Here is a 22,077-nt window from a genome sequence, read left to right as displayed (position 1 = left end):
CCTCAAATTTTCACAATATCGGATTGCGATTAATGCGTGAATTATCCGAATTAAATCGGAGAAAACGCCTGCTGAACCTCGCAGATTTTTCTGCTAGTCTTGCGCCGGCATTGATTGGCCGCCAGGTCCGCGAACACACCAATTTCTAACCGATGTGGGAATGCCTACCATGCTGAAAGTCACCAAAGCCGTGTTTCCCGTAGCGGGCCTCGGGACACGATTCCTGCCGGCTACCAAAGCAAGTCCGAAGGAAATGCTGCCGATCGTCGACAAGCCGCTGATCCAGTACGCGGTCGAAGAGGCGATCGACGCCGGCATCACCGAGATGATCTTCGTGACGGGCCGCAGCAAGCGCGCGATCGAAGATCACTTCGATAAATCCTATGAGATCGAATCCGAACTCGAAGCGCGCAACAAGCAGAAGCTGCTCGACCTCGTGCGCAGCATCAAGCCGGCCAACGTCGACTGCTTTTACGTGCGCCAGGCCGAAGCACTCGGTCTCGGCCATGCGGTGCTGTGCGCCGAAAAACTGGTGGGCGACAGCCCGTTCGCGGTGATTCTCGCCGACGACCTGCTGCATAGCGCGAAGCCCGTGATGAGTCAGCTCGTCGATACCTTCAACCACTATCACAGCTCGGTGATCGGCGTCGAAACGATCGCGCGCGAGGATAGCCGCTCGTACGGCGTCGTCGACGGCCGCGAGTGGGAAGACAACGTGATCAAGCTGTCGGGCATCGTCGAGAAGCCAGCGCCGGACCAGGCCCCGTCGAATCTCGGCGTGGTGGGCCGCTACGTGCTGATGCCGACGATCTTCAAGCATATCCGCGCGCTGAAGCCGGGCGCGGGCGGCGAGCTGCAACTGACCGACGCGGTGCAGTCGTTGCTGACCGAGGAGCAGGTGCTCGCGTATCGCTACTTCGGCACGCGCTTCGATTGCGGCAGCAAGCTCGGCTATCTCAAGGCGACCGTCGAATTCGCACTGCGCCATCCCGAGGTGAAGGCTGAATTCGAGGCGTATCTGCAAGCCTTTATGCAGAACGAAGCGTCAGGTGGCGAGGCGGCGCAATTGACGGCAGAAGCCGCGTGAAGTGACACGACCGGGAAGGAAAAACGGGCGCCGCATTGCAGGGCGCCCGTCGTCGTTTTGGCCGGACGGCCTCAACCTTGCTTCTTCACCTCGAGCCGGAACTTGTGCAGCAACGGCTCGGTATATCCGCTCGGCTGCTGGCGCCCCTCGAAGACGAGCGCCTGCGCGGCCTTGAACGCGATCGTCTGGAAGCCGGGCGCCATCGGCTGGTAGAGCGGATCACCGGCGTTCTGCGCGTCCACCACCTTGGCCATGCGCTTGAACGTCTCCTCGATGAACTCGCGCTTGATCACACCGTGATACAGCCAGTTGGCGATGTGCTGGCTCGAAATACGCAGCGTCGCGCGGTCTTCCATCAGGCCGACGTTGTGGATGTCCGGCACTTTCGAGCAGCCGACGCCCTGGTCGATCCAGCGCACCACGTAGCCGAGAATGCCCTGCGCGTTGTTGTCGACCTCGGCGCGGATTTCGTCGTCGCTCCATTGCGCCTTTTCGACGACCGGAATCGTCAGCAGGCCATCGAGCAGTTCGTCGCGCACCGTCGCATAGTCGGTGCGTTCGAGTTCCTGCTGGACCGCCTGCACGTCGACCTGGTGATAGTGCAGCGCGTGCAGCGTCGCCGCGGTCGGCGAGGGCACCCACGCGGTGTTCGCGCCAGCCTTCGGATGGCCGATCTTCTGCTCGAGCATTGCGTGCATCAGGTCGGGCATCGCCCACATGCCCTTGCCGATCTGCGAGCGGCCGCGCAGGCCCGCGCTCAAACCGACCAGCACGTTGCTGCGCTCGTACGACGTGATCCACTTGCTCGACTTCATGTCGCCCTTGCGCATCATCGGGCCCGCTTCCATCGCCGAGTGCATCTCGTCGCCGGTGCGATCGAGGAAGCCCGTGTTGATGAACGCGACGCGCGCCGACGCTTCGGCGATACAGGCGAGCAGATTCACGCTGGTGCGGCGCTCCTCGTCCATGATGCCCATCTTGATCGTGTTGCGCGGCAGCTTCAGCAGGTCTTCGACGCGCGCGAACAGTTCGCTCGCGAACGCGACTTCGGCCGGTCCGTGCATCTTCGGCTTCACGATATAGATCGAGCCGGTGCGCGAGTTCAGCTTGTTCTGACGGTCGCGCAGCGCGCACAGCGTCGTGATCACCGCGTCGAGAACGCCTTCCGGAATCTCGTGGCCGTCTTTCGTCAATACGGCCGGGTTCGTCATCAGATGGCCGACGTTGCGGATGAATAGCAGCGAGCGGCCATGCAGCTTGACCTGCGACTTGCCGTCGGCGCCGATGTATTCGCGATCGGCATTGAGCCGGCGCGTGAAGGTCTTGCCGTTCTTCGTGACCTCTTCGGTCAGGTCGCCGTTCATCAGGCCGAGCCAGTTGCGATAGAGCTGCACCTTGTCATCGGCGTCGACGGCCGCGACCGAGTCCTCGCAATCGATGATCGTCGTGACGGCCGCTTCGACGACGACGTCCTTGACATGGGCCGCATCGGTCTTGCCGACCGAATCGTTCGCATCGATCTGGATCTCGACGTGCAAGCCGTTGTGCTTGAGCAGCACCGCCGACGGCGTGCTCGCGTCGCCCTGATAGCCGACGAACTGCGCGGGTGTCTTCAGCGCCGTGGTGCCGCTCTTCAGCGCGACGAGCAGTTGGCCGTTCTCGACGCTATAGCGCGTTGCGTCCGCGTGCGAGCCGTTCGCGAGCGGCGCGGCCTGATCGAGGAACTTGCGCGCGTACGCGATCACGGCTGCGCCGCGCACCGGGTTGAAGCCCTTCTGCTTTTCCGCGCCGTCCGTTTCGGGGATCGCGTCGGTGCCGTACAGCGCGTCGTACAGGCTACCCCAGCGCGCGTTTGCGGCGTTCAGCGCGTAGCGCTGGTTCGACAGCGGCACGACGAGCTGCGGGCCGGCCTGTCCGGAGATTTCGCTGTCCACGTGGTCGGTCGTGGCCTGGACGCTGGCGGGCACGGGCACGATGTAGCCGATGCCTTCGAGAAACGCACGATACGCGCGCAGATCCCGCACCGGACCGGGATTGGCCCGATGCCAGTTGTCGAGTTCGCTTTGCAGGCGGTCGCGCTCGGCGAGCAACGCCCGATTTTTGGGCGCCAGCTCGTGCACGAGGGCGTCGAATCCCGACCAGAAGGCGGCGCTGTCGATTCCGGTGCCGGGCAGGGCTTCGGATTCAACGAACTGGTCGAGGTTGGCGGCGACCTGCAGTCCGCCGCGCGGGTTCATCTGAGTCATCGACTGCTCCATCTGTTATGGGACCGACGAGGGGGCGTCGGTCCGCGTTTGTGTTTCGGGATTGCTTTGGCGCTCGGCGCTTTACACGCCGAGCGCCTGAATGCCGGCTTTCGCGATCTGCGCATCCTGCTCCGACTTGACGCCCGACACGCCGACCGCGCCGACCACGTGGCCGTCGACGATCACCGGCACCCCGCCTTCGAGCGTGCCCTGCAGCGGTGCGCTGAGGAACGCGGTGCGGCCGTTGTTGATCATGTCTTCATAGACCTTGGTTTCGCGCCGGCCGAGCGCCGCGGTGCGCGCTTTTTCGGTCGCGATATAGGAGGTGGAGGGCGCCGCGCCGTCGAGACGCAGCACCGCGAGCGGATGGCCGCCGTCGTCCGCGACGACGATCGCGACAGGCCATTTGTTCTTCTCGGCTTCCGCACGGGCGGCATCGACGATGCGGGTGGTCTCGGCGACGGTCAACACGGGTTTGCTCAGCATAATGAATATCCTGTCTGGGTGATGGGAAGGTGGCTTCTACAGCTTCTTTCGGTAACCGGCGATGCGGCGCTTCAGAAGATCCTCGGGGCTCCGTTGCAAGCTTCTTGCGACTCTCCGGCGCGCCTGATCCGACGATTTTACTTCCGCGCGAGGCAGCGCGAAACGGCGGCCTCGCCAGGCCGCTCTGCCCGTGCGCTCGACAGTGCCGCCGCAACGCCATCCGCAGGGCGGTCCACAAGCGCGGCCTGGCTCAGAAATAACTAGGTAGACCAGCAGATGAGCTGGTTTTCGAAGCATTCATTGCGGCCAGACAATGGTCGCGCCGCGAGCCGTAGCGGGGGCGACGGCTTCGGTTCATCGTTGGATGACAGCGGCAAGCGAACGAGGCCCGGTTCACGCTTTCACGAGTGATCCAGACCCGCGCATGGGCGACGCGAACACCGGTTAGCCGCCCACGAACCAGTCGAAACCAGTGGAAGGCAGCCGAAACTGGCTGATACGCCCGAAGAAACATTCGATCTGCGTTCGACCTGTATCAGGTCGGTTTCCCGCACTCGCCGACAATGAGGCCAACCGGGGCAGCAGCATTGACTATGATCGCGCTGTCAGTCCGGACCACACGATGACGGCTCGGCGGTCCGACCCAGTCGGCGATCGGGGGGCGTTGATGAATGGCGATCGCGGAGAAATCCTTGCACCCAGTTTTCAGGGCGACGTCCGACGTCGGGTGCGCGATGGCAAGGTGGGCGAAGCCCAAACATATTCCAGCGCATAGTGCTGGCAGCGTACGCATGGTGTTTCCTCCTTGTGCGAGAGAGCCAGTAGAGTGCCAGTCAACTGTCTGTCAGCTTCGATGAGTGGGGCGCCGCAGCGATCAACCTTGCCCCGCGTCGGCAGTGGCGGATCGATCGTTGGCTCGTTGAAGGCACGACAGGCCTGGTACGCTTTCAATCTATGCAGGGGCGATTAAAGCAGGCTTAAAGGCTTTCCCCGTGCCGGCACGATGATGATCGCTCGTTCTCTCCGATACGCCGAACGCCCGGCAAACGAAGAATCTCGCGGACGTGACCGCCGATAGCCGACCCGCATTGCAGGGCCGCGGCGTCAATATCAATCGGACGATCCAGCAGTCCCGCCGAAGAGGGGGGGCTGTTGAACCTGAAACTGCCCCAGCGCCCAACCGAATGACTCGATTTCCCGCTTATGCAGCATCGCGAGCTTCAACAGGCACCGCTCGCCTTTTTCTGTCAGATGGACCTGCACGAGTCGCCGGTCGGAATTGTCGGGGCGACGCTCGACGAGCCCGGCGGCTTCGCAGCGCGACACGAGCGCCGCGGTGCCGTTTGGCGCTGCCTGCAACCGTTCGGCCAGTTCGCCGATACTGGCCCAGCAGCGGTCGGGAAATCCCCTGACGTGAAGGAGCATCTGATATTGCAGAGGCGTGACTCCTTCCGCGTGAGTAATTTCTTCCGAATACCGCATGAACCTGCGTAACTGGTAACGGAATGCCGACATGGCTTCGAGATCCTGCTTGTTGGGCATGCCGACCCGGATGCGCGGTGATGTTTGTTTCACTTTCCTGCCTGTCTCGTTCGGAACATGGACCAAGTGCCTGAAACCGGATTCTCCGCAGCGTTGCTGAAAGTCGCGTTGCTCTATCGCAAAGCGCGCCGGAAATCCGGCGTGATGGGCTGACAGCGCAAAATCGTATCAGATGGATTGCGTGCCCGCGCCGGATTGAGATGCAGGTGAGCGTTGGGTGTTCCCGTATCGCCACGACCATCAGGGTTGGTGAACACGCGTTGATAGGACTATAGTGCATGGCACGGCGTGACATGATTGCCGAGGTCTGTCTACCCCGCTCGCGCCGACCGATTCAGGCGGGCGGTGCGATGTTCGATCATCCCCCCAGGACCGCTCGGCTTCTTTCTGCGTGGACCTTGTATTGCATGCATGGGACCGTTCGAGGCTCCCGCGCCGAACGAGGACACGGTGTTGCGAGGAGAGGCGGGATATGGACCCCACGAAGCTCGACGGCAAGCAAGGAGATTCGGCGCCTCCTGAAAACGCGCAAGAAGTCGCTAAGCCGCTCGACCTCTATCGCATGAGCATGCTGGGGTTCTGCCTCGGAATCGTGACCGGTTTTGGCGCGGTCGTGTTCAGGATGCTGATCGGCACTATCCATAATGCAGCGTTTCTCGGACGCCTTTCGCCGCTATACGACGCGAGCCAGTTTACCCCGCCGTCGCCGTGGGGCGCATGGGTGATTCTCGTGCCGGTAGCAGGCGGCTTCGCGGTCACGTGGCTGGTAAGTCGCTTCGCACCGGAGGCAAAAGGGCATGGCGTGCCAGAAGTAATGGACGCGATCTATTTCGGGGGCGGCGTGATCCGTCCGGTGGTGGCGGTCGTCAAGTCGCTCGCATCGGCGATCGCGATCGGCACCGGTGCGGCGGTGGGCCGGGAAGGTCCGATCATCCAGATCGGTTCGGCACTGGGCTCGACGCTGGGTCAGTGGCTGCGGATGCCCGCCAGTCAGCGGATCATTCTCGTCGCGAGCGGCGCGGGGGCCGGCATTGCCGCGACGTTCAATACGCCGATCGGCGGCGTACTGTTCGCGACCGAGCTGATGATGCCGGAAATCAGCGTGGGGACTTTTCTGCCCGTTGCACTGGCAACGGGCACCGCCACGTTCGTGGGACGGCTGTTCTTTGGCGGAGCGGCGGCTTTTCTGGTTCCCCCTCAGCTCGGCGCGCTCGATAACCATCTCGCGAGTGGCTTCACGCTGCTGCTTTACGCGCTGCTCGGGGTCGTGGCCGGCGTGGCGGCCGTGTTGCTGATTCGCGCATTGCACTGGGCGGAGGACGCGTTCGATCGCGTTCCGGGGCGTTTTGCGCGCCACGCGCTCGGCATGCTGTTCGTCGGCGCAATGATGTATCTGCTGATGCGCTACGCAGGGCACTACTACGTGGAAGGCGTGGGCTACGCAACGATCCAGGCGACGCTCAATGAACAGTTGCAAGGCGGCCTGTTCCTGCTGCTGCTTGCGCTGTGCAAGATGGCCGCGACGTCGGTTAGCCTCGGCTCCGGCTCGTCGGGCGGCGTGTTCTCGCCGTCGCTGTTCATCGGCGCGACGTTGGGCGCCGCGCTGGCGTCCCTGTTCCATTTGCTGGTGCCGGCCGCTCCGGTCAGCGTGCCTGCATTCGCGATGGTCGGCATGGGGGCGGTGGTCGCGGGCGGCACGGGTGCCGCGATGACGGCAGTGGCGATGATCTTCGAAATGACGCGCGATTACGACATCGTGCTGCCGATGATACTTGCAGTTGCGTTCAGCATCGGCACCCGCCGGCTCCTCTCGCGCGAGACGATCTACACGATGAAGCTCGTCAGGCGGGGTCATGTCATTCCAGATGCGTTGCACGCCAATATGTTTCTCGTGCAGAGCGCGGCGGCGATCATGGAGGCCGACGTACTGGTGCTCGACGCGGACGTCCCGTTTCGCGATCTCCTCGATCGGATGGGCGTCGCGCCGTTCCGGCACATCGTCGCCACGAAGGCAGGCATGCTGTACGGCGTGCTGCGCATCAACACTGGCCTGCGCCGCGCGGTCAGCCACGACAATCCGACGATCACGATCGGGCAACTCGCGCATCGCAACTTCATCGTCGTGAAGCGATCCGATGCGGCGTTCGAAGTGATCAGCGAACTCCGGCAGCGCCGCGCGGTGATGGCGGTGGTCGTCGCGGATTCCGCCGTCGATGGCGTGTTCGACGTGTCCGGCGTGATTGCGAAGGAGCATATTGCGGACGCCGTCGCCCGTAGTATCGATATTTTCCAGCCCCGGGCTCGCGGAAGGACCGCCACGTCAACGCAATCCGTGCGCGTCAACAATGCTTCGCATGCCGTGCACGGCAAGGCTCTGAAGGTGAGCGACGATGAAGCTGAAAACTGAGTGGCATACGTTGCGCGAGCGGCTCAAGGCCGCGGCGCACCTTGCGGATTCCGGGAGCACACGGGAAGACCGTTCGCCCGACGCAACTCCCGACCCACGCGAGTGGGTAATCGTCTATCGCACCGAGCGCGGATTCTGCTGCATGTACCGGGGCGAGCCGGTCGAATTCGACGAGATGCTGGACGTGCAGATTTGGTCGGAGGAAGAGGACGTGCGGCTCTGGTACTTCGGGCTTTGAGCCGGTCTGCGCGTCGTGCGCTGCGCAATTAGCGGTACACCAGAGCGGCGCGGCGATTCTGCGACCACGACGCTTCGTCATGCCCCAGCGCAACCGGTTTTTCCTTGCCCAGGCTGACGGCTTCCAGTTGCGTCCTGGGCACGCCAAGCGTTTCCAGTTCATGCGTGACGGCCTGCGAGCGTCGCTCTCGCAGAGCGAGACTGTATTCGGTGGTGCCGCGCTGGTCGGTGTTGGCCTGTATCAGCACTTGCTGGGACGGATGCCGGCGCAGGCCTTCGTATGAATGAATTGGTGTCGAACTGCCCCGATTGACGTTTATCGAAGAACTCGGGATTCACTTGTATTTATGTCACAACATGCCTATCCTAGCGGCGAGTGGCGCGGAACACGGTACGGCGATATTGCTGGTTGTTGCAAAGGGTCCGAGAGAACGTCCACTCGTCTTCAGGCGACAGAAGGCGATCCTCTCCGCCCAGCTTCACGGCTGGGCTTTTTTTTAAATTGGCCCATACATAATGGTGAATCCGTTCGCCACTTCCTTTCGATTCCTTGACAGAAGAACGCTGCAACACGCTCGGCGGCCGTGGTTCCACTATGGGATTTTCCGGCTGGGCGCGGTGGCCAGGGGTCTCGTCGCAGTTCTGCATGCGCGCCTTATCGAAGCAGGTTATGACATATTTCGGCGCAGGCGGCCTGTTGGCGCCATCGCTCGCGATCGGTGCGGGGATCGGCAACGCGCTGCATCTGGCGTTCGGACAGATGCAATTGCGAATGCTGATCGCGCACGGCGTGGTGGGCTATCTCGCGGCAGTCACGCAAAGCCCGACCACGGCCTTCGTAATCGTCATCGAGATGATCAATGAGCACGCACCCGTCATTTCGCTGAGGGCGACCGCGCTGATTGCGAGCCGGGTTTCGAGTCTTTTGGCACCGCCGCTTTACGAGGCACTGTCGGAGCGTTACAGATAGACAGTCATGTATTACTGGATGCGATACAGCGATCATCTGATGAACTCCACGCTACGCTCACCCAAACTCCTCGGCAAGTTGTCCAGGGCTATGCTGATTGTCGCGACCGCCATTTTCGGTAGCGTGAATGCAACGGTGGGCGATCGGATTGCCGACGACTCGATGCCGCCGGATTCATCGGGTCCCTGGGCCGGGATGAGGTTGTCGAGCGGCTCGTGCGCGGCGGCCGTTGCGTGTCCCACGGCGCGATGGCATGCGGACCGCGCCGAGCCACCCTCGGGCTCTTCTTCGGCCAACCTGTTGAGCGAGGCGAACGGCGAAAGCCTGACGGTTGGCGAGGAGCACTTCAAGTCGCGCACCTCTTTCGGCGCAGGCAGTTTCGCGCTCGGCGCCTTGGGTTTCGCGGCTTCGCGCATCAATTGGTGATCTCGATCTCGGTAGGTGATAGGCAACCGGCGCGACACCGCGTGCTCGACCGGCCGCGACGGATCGATGTAGCGGTAGCGAGGCGGGCTGGTATTGCGGGACCGTAGCCGGAACTTCCAGCTATGCCTCCTCGCCTTTTTCATCCTTTCCGATAACGATGCTCGTCGACGACGCAAACAGGTAACGCGGCACATCCAGATTCTGGGGCGCGGGTTTGTCTTTGAACACTCGACCGGCCAGGTCGTAAGTCGAGCCGTGACAAGGGCACAGAAAGCCCCCGGGCCAATCGTCAGGCAGACTCGGTTGCGGCCCGGGCTGGAAGCGGGGAAGCGGGGTGCAGCCGAGATGGGTGCACACGCCGATCACAACGAGTATGTTGCGATGATCCGGGCGCGACCGGTATTCGTTGTTGCAGTAGGCCGGCAGCGGTATCGAGAACGGATGCACGGTATGCGGGTCGGCGACCATCGGGGTGGCCTTGAGCACGGCCGCCAGCATCTCGTTGGTTCTGTTGACGATGAAAATCGGCTTGCCGCGCCATGCCACGGTCATCATGCTGCCAGGCTCGAGTCCGCCGATATCGGCGCTGACTGGCGCCCCGGCTGCCCTCGCACTGGCCGGCGGCGCAAACGAGTCGACAAAAGGAACGACGACCGCCACGCCTCCTATGGCGCCGACGGCCGATGTGGCGATGAGCCATCTGCGGCGGCCTTCGTCGACAGGCTCGCTGGAACCGTTTTTCATGGCAAGCTCCGAGTCGGTTCGGTAGCCCGTCGCGACTTTTCACGAGTACCGGTTACCGAATGCGCCGCCGCGGTCGTCGCGAGCCGGAAAGCCGGCGAATCGGATCGCGTGCGGCCAGAAACGCGAAACGCCGGTCTACATCGGCCACAGGAACAGTTCGTGCACATGCGACGACGGAGCGACATTCACGTCCCTGCGCTCGGTCTTGCCGTCATATGTGGCGCTCACGCTATACCGGCCGTGAGGCAGCGACGCCAACAGGAAAGGACCCTTTGCGGTGGTCTGCAATATCGTATTGCCGTGCATGTCGGATAGCGTCACCGGGATATTCGCAAGGTACTGGTTGCCGCTAGCCGCCTTGCCCGCAAACTCGAGCGTGAGTGGATACCTTGGCATGACCTCCTTGATAGCGGTGGATTGGCCAAGGCCGATCCCGCCGCTCAGGAACGTAACGTCACCCTCGTGCTGCACCGCGGGTAAAGGCTGAGTTGCCGCGAACGCGTATTGGACGCTTGCACCCAGTGCGAGTGCGGTCAAGCCAACTTTGACGATTGCGTGCTGGTTCATTTCGAGCTCCTCGTAACGTGTGGCGATGAGGTACGCGCCGCCACTGCGCTGCCAGGGTCTGTTTACACATGTAAGCAGACCCTAGCCCATGTCGATGGTGACGAACTTGCGCTGTCCGTCGCGTTGGACCAATAGCGCAACCGCGTTACCGCTGTTCGCCGCTTTCCGCCGGAACTGGGCGGGACTTGATACATGAGTGCTGTCGACCATCAGGATGATGTCTCCCGGTTCGATGCCGGCGAGCGCGCCGGCCCCCGTGCTTTTTTCGACCAGGACACCACCTTCGACACCTGCGTCGTGTCGCTCCTGTGCGGTCAAGCCACGCACGGTCAATCCATCGGGAGCTGCGACCTTCGCAATGGCCGGGGTCTCGGCAGGAGTGGCATTCAGACTGCCAAGCGCGACTGTCGTATCGTGCGTGGCGTTATCGCGCCAGTACACCAGATGGACGGATGTGCCCGGTTTGAGATCGGCTACTGTGACGGGCAACTGAGTCGAATCTGGAATATCAACCCCATTGATCTTCATGATGACGTCGCCTGGTCTGAGACCGGACCTGGCAGCCGGTCCTCGCGGGTCGACCGAGCTGACGAGCGCCCCTTGCGGCCTGTTCAGACCGAAAGATTGCGCAAGCGGCCAACTGACATCCTGAATCGTGATGCCGAGGCGTCCGTGTTCCGCCTCGTGGTGCATTTGCAGCTGTAGGGCAACTTTCATCGCTTCATCGATCGGCAGCACGAACGCGGCTCCTTCAACGTCGCCGATCTCTTTCGTGACAGGCATTTCGATCCCAATGACGTTGCCGTTCAGACTGAACACCGGGCTGCCTGCATCGCCCGCATTTTCGGTCATGTCGGTCTGGATAAGCGGTACATATGACTCGCCTGGCAAAGGCCGCGACATGTTGCTGATGATGCCTGCCGTCACCGTGTCGTTCAGTCCATAAGGGGAGCCGATCGAAACGACCCACTGACCGGCCTTGTTCGCGGACGGCGAGCCAATTTTGACTGTCGGCAGTCTGGTGGCGGGAATCTTGAGCAGCGCGATACCGCTCGCTGGGTCGTCGCCGACCACCGTGGCCTTGAACTTGCGGCCGTCCTTTAGCGTCACGCTGATTCGGGTTGCTTTGGTTATCAGGCTGGAGTCGGTGAGAATGTAACCATCGGCGGCGATGATGAATCCAGAGCCGCTGCGTTGCGAAGCCAGGCCTGTCGCGCCAGGAGGGACGTAGGCGAACGGCTGGAACTGCCGGGTAAAAGGATCGTCTTCGCTGCCGGCCGGCGGCCAGAGGGGCGTGAAGGTGGCGACGGGTTGAGCGGCTGTCACGCTGATATTGACGACTGCTTTGCCTTCTTCGCTGACGAGGCGCGAGAAGTCCGTCACTATCGGGGGCGCCGTGTCGTGGCCTGGAAGCCTGGCAGCCGGCACATCCGCTCCAGAGCTTACGTTGTTCGGAGGGGATTGCGCCATGCAGCCCGCGGACACCGCCACGGTCAGACATTCCACGATCAGGAAGTACTTGAGATTGTCGCGTCGCATCACATGCCCCCCGACATGAGCAGCTGAATCGGTTGAGTCGGAGTAACACGTCTGTCCGATGCGTTCTCCATGCTGCTGTGATTCGACTCTAGGTCGCCACTTTTAAAACAAGCTTAAAAAAGCCCGATGAGAGGGTCCGGCTCGCACGTCCACGTCAACGCTAATTTCGGTACTATACGGATCTACTTTCTGTCCCCGATCTTCGCCGGATCTGCGCTCCCGTCGCGCGTGCAACCATGCCTACCATCAACGAACTGTTCGTCTATCCGATCAAATCCTGCGCGGGCATCGCGCTCACCGAGGCCCGGCTGTTGGCGACGGGCCTCGAATACGACCGCAACTGGATGATCGCCGATCCCGAAGGCGCGATGTTCACGCAGCGCGTGTATCCGCGCATGGCGCTGATCAAGGTCGAACTCGGCGCAGAGGAGCTGATCGTCAGCGCGCCGGGCATGCGTGAGCTGCGCACGCCGCTCGATGCCGCGCGGCTCGCCGCGGCTCCCAGGGTCGCTACCGCGGTGTGGCGCGACGCGGCCTACGGGCTCGACACCGGCGAAGAAACGGCGGCCTGGTTCACGGAGTTCCTCGGTCTACCCGCGCGCTTGCTGCGGTTCGATCCCGAACGCGAACGCGTCGTCGATCCGGACTATACGGACAGCACGGGGGGCGCCACGACCTTTTTTGCCGATGGCTTTCCGCTGCTGGTGGTCGGCCAGGCCTCGCTCGACGATCTGAACGCGCGCCTGAACGGCAAAGGCGCACCGTCGATCAGAATCGATCGCTTCAGGCCCAATATCGTGCTCAGCGGCCTCGATGCCTATGAAGAGGACTATGTCGAGACGCTCGCCGTCGGCGCGAATGCGGACTCGAGCGCGCGCGTCGAATTACGGCTCGTCAAGCTGTGCTCGCGCTGTCCGATGCCGACCATCGATCAGGCGCGCGGCGCGCCCGATCCCGACTGGCCGAACGAGCCGACCGACACGATGCTCGGTTATCGCGTCAGCGAGCGCTTCGACGGCGCGGTCACGTTCGGCAACAACGCGCTGGTCGCGAGCGGGGCAGGGGCCTGGCTGCGGGTCGGGCAGCAGGTCGACGCGGAGCTCGGGTTCGGCGATTGATGGGATGAAAGGCGGCCGAGGCCCGCTTCGATCGCCGATCAGGCCGCCCGCGCAATGGCCGACGCGGGTCGTGTTTGGCCATCTCGATTGCCGCGAGCTTCGCGTTCCCAGCAAGGCGCTTCAGCGCTCTCGCCAACCGCATTGCCCACCAGAATCACCGCCGGACTGCCGAAGCCCGCGCCGAGCGCATCGGCGGCGAGCCGATCGAGCCGCGTCAACAGGCGCCGCTCGTCGCTGCCGCCGGCCCACTGTACGACCGCGGCCGGCGTTTCGGCCGGCAGGTGCGCGAGCAACGCAGCGGCGATGCCGTCGATGCGCCGCATGCCCATATAGATCGCGAGCGTCGTGCGCGTCGCGGCGAGCGCGGCCCAGTCCGGCTCGCCGTGATCTTCGGTGTGCGCGGTGACGAAGCTCACGCCGTGGCAATGCCGCCGATGCGTGAGCGAGATGCCGAGGCCCGCGGCGGCCGCGAAGCCCGACGAGACGCCGTTGACGATCTCGACCGCGAGGCCCGCGTCGCGCAGCACCGCGAGTTCCTCGCCCGCGCGACCGAACAGCAGCGCTTCGCCGCCTTTGACGCGCACCACGTGCAGCCCCTTCAGCGCATAACGCCGCATCAGCCGCTCGATGAACGCCTGCGGCGTCGAGCGGCAGCCGCCGCGCTTGCCGACGCGAATCACGCGCGCCTGCGGCGCGAGCGTCACGATGTCAGGATTCGCGAGGTCGTCGAGCAGCACGACGTCGGCGGCCGCGAGCGCCTTGACGGCCTTCAGCGTCAGCAAGTCGAGGTCGCCCGGGCCTGCACTCAGCAGCGTGACCTTGCCGGTGTTGGTGTTCATGTTGGTGTCCTTATGCCGTTGGTTTCTGTCGGCCCGAAACGAAAACGGCGCCCGCCCGTGAAGATCACGAGGGGACGCCGTTGTCCATTGCATTGCCTGTCGACAGTTGAGTCTGCGCATCGCGACGACGTTGCCGCGATGACGTTGCGCAAGAGCAATGCAAGGACCACGCCATCGATCCGATCAAGGCGCGCAAGCCGTTGCCACACATTGCGATTCACGCGGAAAACTTGACGAGGACCGCACGCCCGTGCGCCGTCGTTTCGCACGTCGACAGTGCTGCGTCGCACCATCCCTGTGCTTTGCTGCCTCAAAACGCGTCGCGAGCGGGGTCCGGTTCGAAGCCGCGCGACTTGCCGCAAATCCCCGCCACACCCCGCTTTCCGGCGCATTTATCGAAATTGGCACGACCTTTGCGATAAGCGTTGCCATCGGACCAACGTGGGTTCGTCGCGCTTGCAACACGACTGCACGCGCCCGTAGCACCCAACAGGACAACGGCGTCCCCCGAATTCGGCCCCTCGGCTGGATTCGCGGGACGCCGTTTTTATTTCCGCAATCGCTTTCGCCAGACACCAGAGGACAGCGCGCTCATGAAAATCATCGTCATCGGTCACGGGATGGTCGGCCACAAACTGGTCGAATGCCTGGCGCAACAGGGCGCGCACGATCTCGACATCACGGTGCTGGGCGAAGAATCGCGACCGGCCTACGATCGCGTGCATCTGTCCGAATTCTTCTCGGGCAAGACCGCCGATGACCTGTCGCTCGTCGAACCGGGCTTCTTCGAGCGCCACGACGTGCAACTGAAGCTGAACGCGCGGGCGGTCGCGGTCGATCGCGACGCGCACACGGTGACGGTCGCGACCGGCGAAACACTGCCGTACGACCGCCTCGTGTTCGCGACCGGTTCCTATCCGTTCGTGCCGCCAGTGCCAGGCCGCGAGCGCGGCGACTGTTTCGTTTATCGAACCATCGACGATCTCGAAGCGATGCGCGAATGCGGCGCCCGCTCGAAAACGGGCACGGTCGTGGGCGGTGGCCTGCTCGGTCTCGAATGCGCGAAGGCGCTGCGCGACATGGGTCTGCAAACGCACGTGGTCGAATTCGCGCCCCGCCTGATGGCGGTGCAGGTCGACGACGGCGGCGGCCGCGTATTGCGCGGCCGGATCGAAGAGCTTGGCGTCACGGTGCACACGCAGAAGAACACGACGGCGATCATCGATGGCGAAGCGGGCACGCACCGCATGCAGTTCGCCGACGGCAGCCATCTCGACACCGACATGATCGTGTTCTCCGCCGGCATCCGTCCGCGCGACGATCTCGCTCGCGCATGCGGCCTCGAACTCGGCGCGCGCGGCGGCATCGCCATCGACGACGCGTGCCGCACCAGTGATCCGCACATCTATGCGATCGGCGAATGCGCGCTGTGGCACTGCCAACTGTTCGGGCTCGTCGCGCCCGGCTACGAGATGGCGCGCGTGGTCGCGAAGCAGTTGCTCGGCGACCCGGCCGAATTCGCCGGCGCCGACATGAGCACGAAGCTGAAGCTAATGGGCGTCGACGTCGCCAGCATCGGCGACGCGCACGGCAATACGCCGGGCAGCCGCACCTACCAGTTCAGCGACGAACGCAAGCAGATCTACAAGAAGCTCGTCGTGTCCGATTGCGGCAAGCATCTGCTCGGCGGCGTGATGGTCGGCGACGCGAGCGAATACGGCACGCTGCTGCAGATGATGCTGAACCGCATCGAGCTGCCAGCGTCCCCCGAATTCCTGATCCTGCCGCAAGCGGACGGCAGCGCGAAGCCGGCGCTCGGCGTCGAGGCGTTGCCCGCGGCCGCGCAGATCTGCTCGTGCAACAACGTGTCGAAGGGCGAGCTGTGCGCAGCCGTGTGCGCGGGCGCGACCGACATCGGCGCGTTGAAGAGCGCGACCGGCGCGGGCACCTCGTGCGGCGGCTGCGTGCCGCTCGTCACGCAGGTGATGAAGGCCGAGATGAAGAAGCAGGGCCTCGCGGTGAACAACCACGTCTGCGAGCACTTCCCGTATTCGCGCCAGGAGCTGTATCACCTCGTGCGCGTCGAGGGAGTGCGCAGTTTCGGCGCGCTGCTCGCCAAGCATGGCCGCGGGCTCGGTTGCGACATCTGCAAGCCGGCGGTCGCGAGCATTCTCGCGTCGTGCTGGAACGAATTCGTGCTGAAGAAGGAGCACGCGTCGCTGCAGGACACCAACGACTACTACCTCGCGAACATCCAGCGCGACGGCACCTATTCGGTCGTGCCGCGCATGCCGGGCGGCGAAGTGACGCCCGACGGCCTGATCGCGGTCGCGCAGGTCGCGAAGAAATATGGCCTCTACACGAAGATCACCGGCGGCCAGCGTGTCGATCTGTTCGGCGCGCGCGTCGAGCAATTGCCGTCGATCTGGGAAGAGCTGATCGCGGCCGGCTTCGAATCGGGTCACGCGTACGGCAAATCGCTGCGTACGGTGAAGTCGTGCGTCGGCTCGACGTGGTGCCGTTATGGCGTCGGCGATTCGGTCGGTCTCGCGGTCGAACTCGAGAATCGCTACAAGGGCCTGCGCACACCGCACAAGATCAAGTTCGGCGTGTCGGGATGCACCCGCGAATGCGCGGAAGCGCAGGGCAAGGACGTCGGCGTGATCGCGACCGAGAAGGGCTGGAATCTGTACGTGTGCGGCAACGGCGGCATGAAGCCGCGTCACGCGGAACTGCTCGCCGCGGACCTCGATAAGGCGACGCTCGTGCGCTATATCGACCGCTTCCTGATGTTCTACGTGCGCACCGCCGACCGACTGCAACGCACCAGCGTGTGGCGCGACAACCTCGAAGGCGGGCTCGACTATCTGATCGACGTGATCGTCAACGATCGCCTGGGCGTCGCCACCGAGCTCGAAGTGGAGATGCAGCATGTGGTCGACACGTACGAGTGCGAATGGAAAAAGGCCGTCACCGATCCCGAAACGCGCAAGCGCTTCCGCCATTTCGTCAACAGCGGCGAGTCCGACAGCAACGTCGCGTTCGTCGAGGAGCGCGGACAGATCCGGCCGGCAACGCTCGCCGAGCGGCAGGTGCAGCGCATCGAGATTCCCGTTGTCGTCGAGACCGTTTGACCTCATCCGATTCCCGCTTAACTCAAAAGGAGCCCAGTCATGAAGAACGAACGCTTGCCCCGCGCCTGGACCGCGATCTGCGCACTCGACGACATCGTGCCGAACACCGGCGTTTGCGCGCTCGTCAATGGCGAACAGGTGGCCGTGTTTCACGTCGATGGCGGCGAAGTCGAGTCGCCGGCCGAGCCCACGGTCTACGCGATCGAAAACTTCGATCCGGGTTCGCACGCGGCGGTGCTGTCGCGCGGAATCGTCGGCAGCCTCGGCGAGCGCATCGTGGTCGCGTCGCCGATCTACAAGCATCACTTCGATCTGCGCACCGGCGAATGCCTCGAAACGCCGTCGTATTCGGTCAGCGCATTTGCCACGCGCATCGAAAACGGCCAGGTGTGGGTCGCCGCCTGAGGTAGCGGCCTTTGTCCATCGTTCTGATTTTTTAACCCGATCATTCGCGCATGTCTGCTACCAGCGTAAAGAGCGTGTGTCCGTATTGCGGCGTCGGCTGCGGCATGGTGTTGCACGTCGAGGACGGCCAGGTCGTGAAGATCGCTGGCGACAAGGAGCATCCGGCCAACTTGGGCCGGCTCTGCACCAAAGGGCAGTCGGCCCACGTCGCGCTGCGCAAGTCGGGTCGTCTCGAAGGCGCGTTCGTGCGTCGTGCGCGCGACGAAGACCCGGTGCCGCTGCCGATGGCGCAGGCGTTGAGCGATACCGCCGCGCGTCTGCGGCGCGTGCTCGACGAGCATGGTCCCGATGCGCTGTCGTTTTACGTGTCGGGGCAGATGTCGCTCGAAGCGCAGTATCTGGTCAACAAGCTCGCGAAGGGCTTTATCGGCACGAACAATATCGAAGCGAATTCGCGCCTGTGCATGGCGAGCGCGGCGAGCGGCTACAAGCTGTCGCTCGGCGCGGACGGTCCGCCCGGCTCGTACGACGACTTCGATCACGCGGATCTGTTTTTCGTCAGCGGCGCGAATATGGCCGACTGCCACCCGATCCTGTTCCTGCGCATGATGGATCGCGTGAAGGCGGGCGCGAAGCTGATCGTCGTCGATCCGCGCCGCAACACGACCGCCGGGAAAGCCGATCTGTTCCTGCAGATCAGACCCGGCACCGACCTCGCGCTGCTGAACGGTCTGCTGCATCTGCTGCACGAAAACGGCGCAACGGATGCGGCTTTTATCGCCGAACACACCGAAGGCTGGGACGCGATGCCCGCGTTTCTGGCCGGGTACACGCCGGAGAACGTCGCCCGCATCACGGGTCTCGCCGCCGACGACATCCGTCGCGCCGCGCAGATGATCGCGTCGGCCAAAGACTGGATGAGTTGCTGGACGATGGGCCTGAACCAGAGCACGCACGGCACGTGGCACACCAACGCGCTGTGCAATCTGCATCTGGCGACGGGCCGCATCTGCCGGCGCGGCAGTGGACCGTTCTCGCTGACGGGCCAACCGAACGCGATGGGCGGCCGCGAAATGGGCTATATGGGCCCTGGTCTGCCGGGGCAGCGTTCGGCGCTGGTCGCCGCCGATCGCGCGTTCGTCGAAGCACTGTGGGGCATCGCACCGGGCACGCTCAAAGCGGACGCGGGCAACGGCACGATCGACATGTTCGCGCGCATGGCCGCGGGCGACATCAAGGCCTGCTGGATCATCTGCACGAATCCGGTCGCGACCGTCGCGAACCGGCAGACCGCGATCGCCGGTTTGCGCGCGGCCGAACTCGTGATCGCGCAGGACGCGTTCCTCGATACCGAAACGAACCGCTACGCCGACGTGCTGCTGCCCGGCGCGCTGTGGGCCGAAGCCGAAGGCGTGATGGTCAATTCGGAGCGCAATCTGACGCTGATGCAGCAGGCCATCGAACCGCCCGGCGCGGCGCTGCCCGACTGGCAGATCATCGCGCGCATCGCGTGTGAAATGGGCTTTGCCGATGCGTTCAGCTATGCGAGCGCCGACGAAGTGTTCGCCGAGCTTACGCGCGCGGCGAATCCGGCGACCGGCTACGACCTGCGCGGCGCGAGCCATCGCCGCTTGAAGGACGCGTCGCTGCAGTGGCCGATCGCGTCGGCCGATTCGTCCGAGCGCAATCCGCTTCGCTATCTGAATGACGGCGTGAGCCAGACGCTCAGAGAGTCTGAAGATGGCAGCCACCCGCGCATTGCTTTTCCGACCGCGAGCGGCAGGGCGAAGTTTTTCGCGCGTGCGTATCAGCCCGCGGCCGAGTTGCCCGATCGCGAGTTTCCGATCGTGTTGAACACGGGCCGTCTGCAGCATCAGTGGCACACGATGACCAAGACCGGCAAGGTCGCAATGCTGAACAAGCTGAACCCGGGACCCTTCGTCGAAATTCATCCGGACGACGCGGCCGAACTCGGGATTCGCGCGAAGGACGCGGTCGAGATCCGTTCGCGGCGCGGCCGCGCGGTCCTGCCCGCCGTGGTCACCGATCGTGTGAGCGCGGGTCAGTGCTTCGCGCCGATGCACTGGAACGACGTGTTCGGCGACGAGCTGTGCATCAATGCTGTGACCAACGACGCGGTCGATCCGGTTTCTCTGCAGCCCGAACTGAAAGTCTGCGCGGTCGCGCTGAGTCCGGTGACGGCGGATCGCGACGCGAGCACTCGCAATGACCACGATGCGCTCTCTACCTCCGCCGACGCAGCGGTTTTAGCGCCCAGCGCCAAGGATCAGCCCATGCCTCGTATCGAAGCCCTCACGACTTTGCTGCAATTGCCGCCCGAGCCCGCGCCCATGCCGTCGCTCAGCGATGCGGAGCGCGCGTATCTGGCGGGTTTCGTCAGTGGCCTGCGTTCGGCCGAAGCGCAAGGTCTCGCCAACGTGCCGGTGCTGCCGCACAGCGCACCGTTCGATGCGGTGAAGCGGCTCTATGTCGACGGTCTGCTTGCGGGACTGTATAGCCGCAGCGCGACGATGGCCCAGACGTCAGCCGCTGCCTTGCCGCCCGATTCCACGCAACAGGAGGCACGCGAGTCTGGCGTGCGCATCGTGCGCGTGCGGCCAAAGGTCACGCTGTTGTGGGCCTCGCAAACCGGCAACACCGAATCGCTGACCGAGCGTTACGCGACGCGTCTGATGGAATCGGGCTTCGAAATCCGCACCGCGTGCATGGCCGACTATTCGTTCGCGACGCTCGCGAAGGCGCAATACGTGCTGCTGATGACGAGCACGTTCGGCGACGGCGATGCGCCCGACAACGCGCAGGACTTCTGGACGCAACTGAACGCCGCCACGGCGCCGCGCCTCGACGGCGTGCGTTTCGCGGTGCTCGCGCTCGGCGATCGCAACTACGATCAGTTCTGCGGTCACGGCCGCCGTCTGGACGAGCGGCTCGCCGCGCAGGGTGCGCTGCGTCTGACCGAGCGTGTCGATTGCGATATTGAATATCAGCAAAGCGCCGATGCATGGCTCGAACGCGTGATCGTCTGCATCAAGCAGGCGGATGCCGCGCTGTACGCGGTGCCGCCGGGCGGCATGATCAACGCGGTGGTGGGCGCGGTGCCGACCAAGGCGCGGCCGGCCGCGTCGCGCGTGGTCGGCAATCTGCGCCTGAACCGGCAGGGCGCCGCGAAGGATACGCGCTACGTGTCGCTGCAAACGGGCGAGACGAACCTCGAATACGAAGCGGGCGATGCGCTCGGCGTGTGGCCGAGCAACTGCCCCGAACTCGTCGACGAACTGATCACGCTGAGCGGTCTGCACGCGGAGGCATCGGTGCACGTCGCTGGTATCGGCGAAATGCGGCTCGCCGATGCGCTCGGCAAGCACTACGAGATCGCGCGGCCGAGCGCCGAGGCGCTCGCGTTCATCGCCGCGCGCAGCGGCAATGGCGCGCTGGGCGATCTGCTCGCGCCCGAACGCAAGGCGGATCTGAAGCAATGGCTATGGGGACAGCAGCTCGCCGACGTATTGCACGAGTTTCCGGTGAGCCTCTCGGCCGCCGAGTTGACCGGCATGCTGAAACGCCTGCAGCCGCGTCTGTATTCGATCGGATCGAGCCCGAAGGCGCATCCGGGCGAAGTGCATCTGACGGTATCGGCCGTGCGTTACAGCAACGGACGGCGGCACCGCAAGGGCGTGTCGTCGACGTTTCTCGCGGATCGCGCAAGCGACACCGACGTGCCCGTGTTCGTACAGAAGTCCGCGCACTTTCGTCCTCCTCATCAATCGGACACGCCGATGATCATGGTCGGGCCGGGCACCGGCATCGCACCGTTTCGCGGCTTTCTGCACGAACGGCAGGCACGCGGCGAACGCGGACGCAACTGGCTGTTCTTCGGCGAACAGCATGCCGCGACCGACTTCTACTATCGCGACGAACTCGAAGCGATGCGCGCGAGCGGTCTGCTGACCCGGCTCGACGTCGCGTTCTCGCGTGACCAGGCCGACAAGATCTATGTGCAGGACCGCATGCGCGAACACGGTGCGCAACTGTGGGCATGGCTCGAAGATGGTGCGCACTTCTATGTATGCGGCGACGCGAACCAGATGGCGCGCGATGTCGATGCGGCGCTGAAGGACGTCATCACGACTCACGGTGGTATGAGCGAAGAGAAGGCACTCGAATACGTGAGCCGTCTGACGCGCGAAAAGCGTTATGCACGCGACGTGTATTGAGCCGCCGATGCGTTTCAGAAGATGCCTTTAAAAAGGCCTCGTAACAGACAGCACGATGGCATGACGCTTGCATGTCGAGTCCGGGTGAAAACTCT

General features: G+C 63.8%; 15 protein-coding genes and 2 pseudogenes. 8 read left to right on the top strand and 9 right to left on the bottom strand.

Going from position 1 to position 22,077, the window contains the following annotated elements; translation table 11 throughout:
* Window positions 1-169: 169 nt before the first annotated feature.
* Entirely contained in the window at window positions 170-1,087 is a 918-nt protein-coding gene (gene galU, locus OKW45_RS22790) for a UTP--glucose-1-phosphate uridylyltransferase GalU (RefSeq protein ID WP_429471286.1), read from the top strand.
* 71 nt (window positions 1,088-1,158) lie between these two features.
* Here the strand turns inward: galU and OKW45_RS22785 are convergent, their stop codons facing one another.
* The 3 genes from OKW45_RS22785 to OKW45_RS22775 form a co-directional block, all read right to left on the bottom strand.
* The gene (locus tag OKW45_RS22785; RefSeq protein ID WP_429471284.1) at window positions 1,159-3,333 is read right to left on the bottom strand and encodes a malate synthase G; all 2,175 of its coding nucleotides are present in this window, start codon (window positions 3,331-3,333) and stop codon (window positions 1,159-1,161) included.
* 81 nt (window positions 3,334-3,414) lie between these two features.
* Window positions 3,415-3,819 (bottom strand): heme-binding protein, encoded by a 405-nt coding sequence (locus tag OKW45_RS22780; protein ID WP_184003617.1) that lies wholly within the window; start codon window positions 3,817-3,819, stop codon window positions 3,415-3,417.
* A gap of 1,110 nt (window positions 3,820-4,929) precedes the next feature.
* Window positions 4,930-5,361, bottom strand: coding sequence for a MarR family winged helix-turn-helix transcriptional regulator (locus OKW45_RS22775; protein ID WP_018418006.1), 432 nt, complete (start codon window positions 5,359-5,361; stop codon window positions 4,930-4,932).
* A gap of 472 nt (window positions 5,362-5,833) precedes the next feature.
* On the opposite strand from OKW45_RS22775, the gene OKW45_RS22770 reads away from it, so the two are divergent.
* Both OKW45_RS22770 and OKW45_RS22765 read left to right on the top strand, forming a co-directional pair.
* On the top strand, window positions 5,834-7,768 hold the full coding sequence (locus OKW45_RS22770; protein ID WP_429471282.1) for a chloride channel protein: 1,935 nt from the start codon (window positions 5,834-5,836) through the stop codon (window positions 7,766-7,768).
* Complete coding sequence (locus tag OKW45_RS22765; RefSeq protein ID WP_018418003.1) at window positions 7,752-8,006, top strand: hypothetical protein; 255 nt, start codon at window positions 7,752-7,754, stop codon at window positions 8,004-8,006. Before OKW45_RS22770 ends, OKW45_RS22765 begins: the two co-directional genes overlap by 17 nt.
* 28 nt (window positions 8,007-8,034) lie before the next feature.
* On the opposite strand, the pseudogene OKW45_RS22760 reads toward OKW45_RS22765, so the two are convergent.
* Window positions 8,035-8,277: pseudogene (locus tag OKW45_RS22760) on the bottom strand (OmpA family protein); the annotation flags it as partial.
* Between the two features lie 416 nt (window positions 8,278-8,693).
* On the opposite strand from OKW45_RS22760, the pseudogene OKW45_RS22755 reads away from it, so the two are divergent.
* Window positions 8,694-8,975, top strand: a pseudogene (locus tag OKW45_RS22755) (chloride channel protein); the annotation flags it as partial.
* 32 nt (window positions 8,976-9,007) lie between these two features.
* On the opposite strand, the gene OKW45_RS22750 reads toward OKW45_RS22755, so the two are convergent.
* The 4 genes from OKW45_RS22750 to OKW45_RS22735 form a co-directional block, all read right to left on the bottom strand.
* The gene (locus tag OKW45_RS22750; RefSeq protein WP_429471280.1) at window positions 9,008-9,544 is read right to left on the bottom strand and encodes a hypothetical protein; all 537 of its coding nucleotides are present in this window, start codon (window positions 9,542-9,544) and stop codon (window positions 9,008-9,010) included.
* Window positions 9,522-10,145: a ubiquinol-cytochrome c reductase iron-sulfur subunit gene (gene petA / locus OKW45_RS22745; RefSeq protein WP_429471278.1), complete on the bottom strand. Its 624-nt coding sequence runs from the start codon at window positions 10,143-10,145 to the stop codon at window positions 9,522-9,524. Before petA ends, OKW45_RS22750 begins: the two co-directional genes overlap by 23 nt.
* Window positions 10,146-10,280: 135 nt before the next feature.
* Window positions 10,281-10,712: a carboxypeptidase-like regulatory domain-containing protein gene (locus tag OKW45_RS22740; RefSeq protein WP_018417998.1), complete on the bottom strand. Its 432-nt coding sequence runs from the start codon at window positions 10,710-10,712 to the stop codon at window positions 10,281-10,283.
* 81 nt (window positions 10,713-10,793) lie between these two features.
* Window positions 10,794-12,251, bottom strand: coding sequence for a trypsin-like peptidase domain-containing protein (locus tag OKW45_RS22735; protein ID WP_429471276.1), 1,458 nt, complete (start codon window positions 12,249-12,251; stop codon window positions 10,794-10,796).
* A 236-nt stretch (window positions 12,252-12,487) separates the two neighbouring features.
* Here OKW45_RS22735 and OKW45_RS22730 point away from each other — a divergent pair, with 236 nt between their 5' ends.
* Window positions 12,488-13,369: an MOSC domain-containing protein gene (locus tag OKW45_RS22730; RefSeq protein ID WP_429471274.1), complete on the top strand. Its 882-nt coding sequence runs from the start codon at window positions 12,488-12,490 to the stop codon at window positions 13,367-13,369.
* A gap of 38 nt (window positions 13,370-13,407) precedes the next feature.
* On the opposite strand, the gene cobA is transcribed toward OKW45_RS22730, so the two are convergent.
* Entirely contained in the window at window positions 13,408-14,208 is an 801-nt protein-coding gene (cobA, locus tag OKW45_RS22725) for a uroporphyrinogen-III C-methyltransferase (RefSeq protein ID WP_429471273.1), read from the bottom strand.
* Between the two features lie 593 nt (window positions 14,209-14,801).
* On the opposite strand from cobA, the gene nirB reads away from it, so the two are divergent.
* Genes nirB through OKW45_RS22710 form a run of 3 tightly spaced genes read left to right on the top strand, consistent with a single transcriptional unit; the run spans window position 14,802 to window position 21,982 of the window.
* Window positions 14,802-17,342, top strand: a complete 2,541-nt coding sequence (gene nirB / locus OKW45_RS22720; protein WP_429471271.1) for a nitrite reductase large subunit NirB — start codon at window positions 14,802-14,804, stop codon at window positions 17,340-17,342.
* Window positions 17,343-17,381: 39 nt separating this feature from the next.
* The gene (gene nirD, locus OKW45_RS22715) at window positions 17,382-17,747 is read left to right on the top strand and encodes a nitrite reductase small subunit NirD (RefSeq protein ID WP_429471269.1); all 366 of its coding nucleotides are present in this window, start codon (window positions 17,382-17,384) and stop codon (window positions 17,745-17,747) included.
* 50 nt (window positions 17,748-17,797) lie between these two features.
* Complete coding sequence (locus tag OKW45_RS22710) at window positions 17,798-21,982, top strand: bifunctional nitrate reductase/sulfite reductase flavoprotein subunit alpha (protein WP_429471268.1); 4,185 nt, start codon at window positions 17,798-17,800, stop codon at window positions 21,980-21,982.
* The last annotated feature ends 95 nt before the right edge of the window (window positions 21,983-22,077 follow it).

Origin of the sequence: Paraburkholderia lebeckiae (assembly GCF_050436225.1) — a bacterium.
GTDB lineage: Bacteria > Pseudomonadota > Gammaproteobacteria > Burkholderiales > Burkholderiaceae > Paraburkholderia > Paraburkholderia tuberum.
This window is presented reverse-complemented; position numbering and strand designations above follow the sequence as displayed.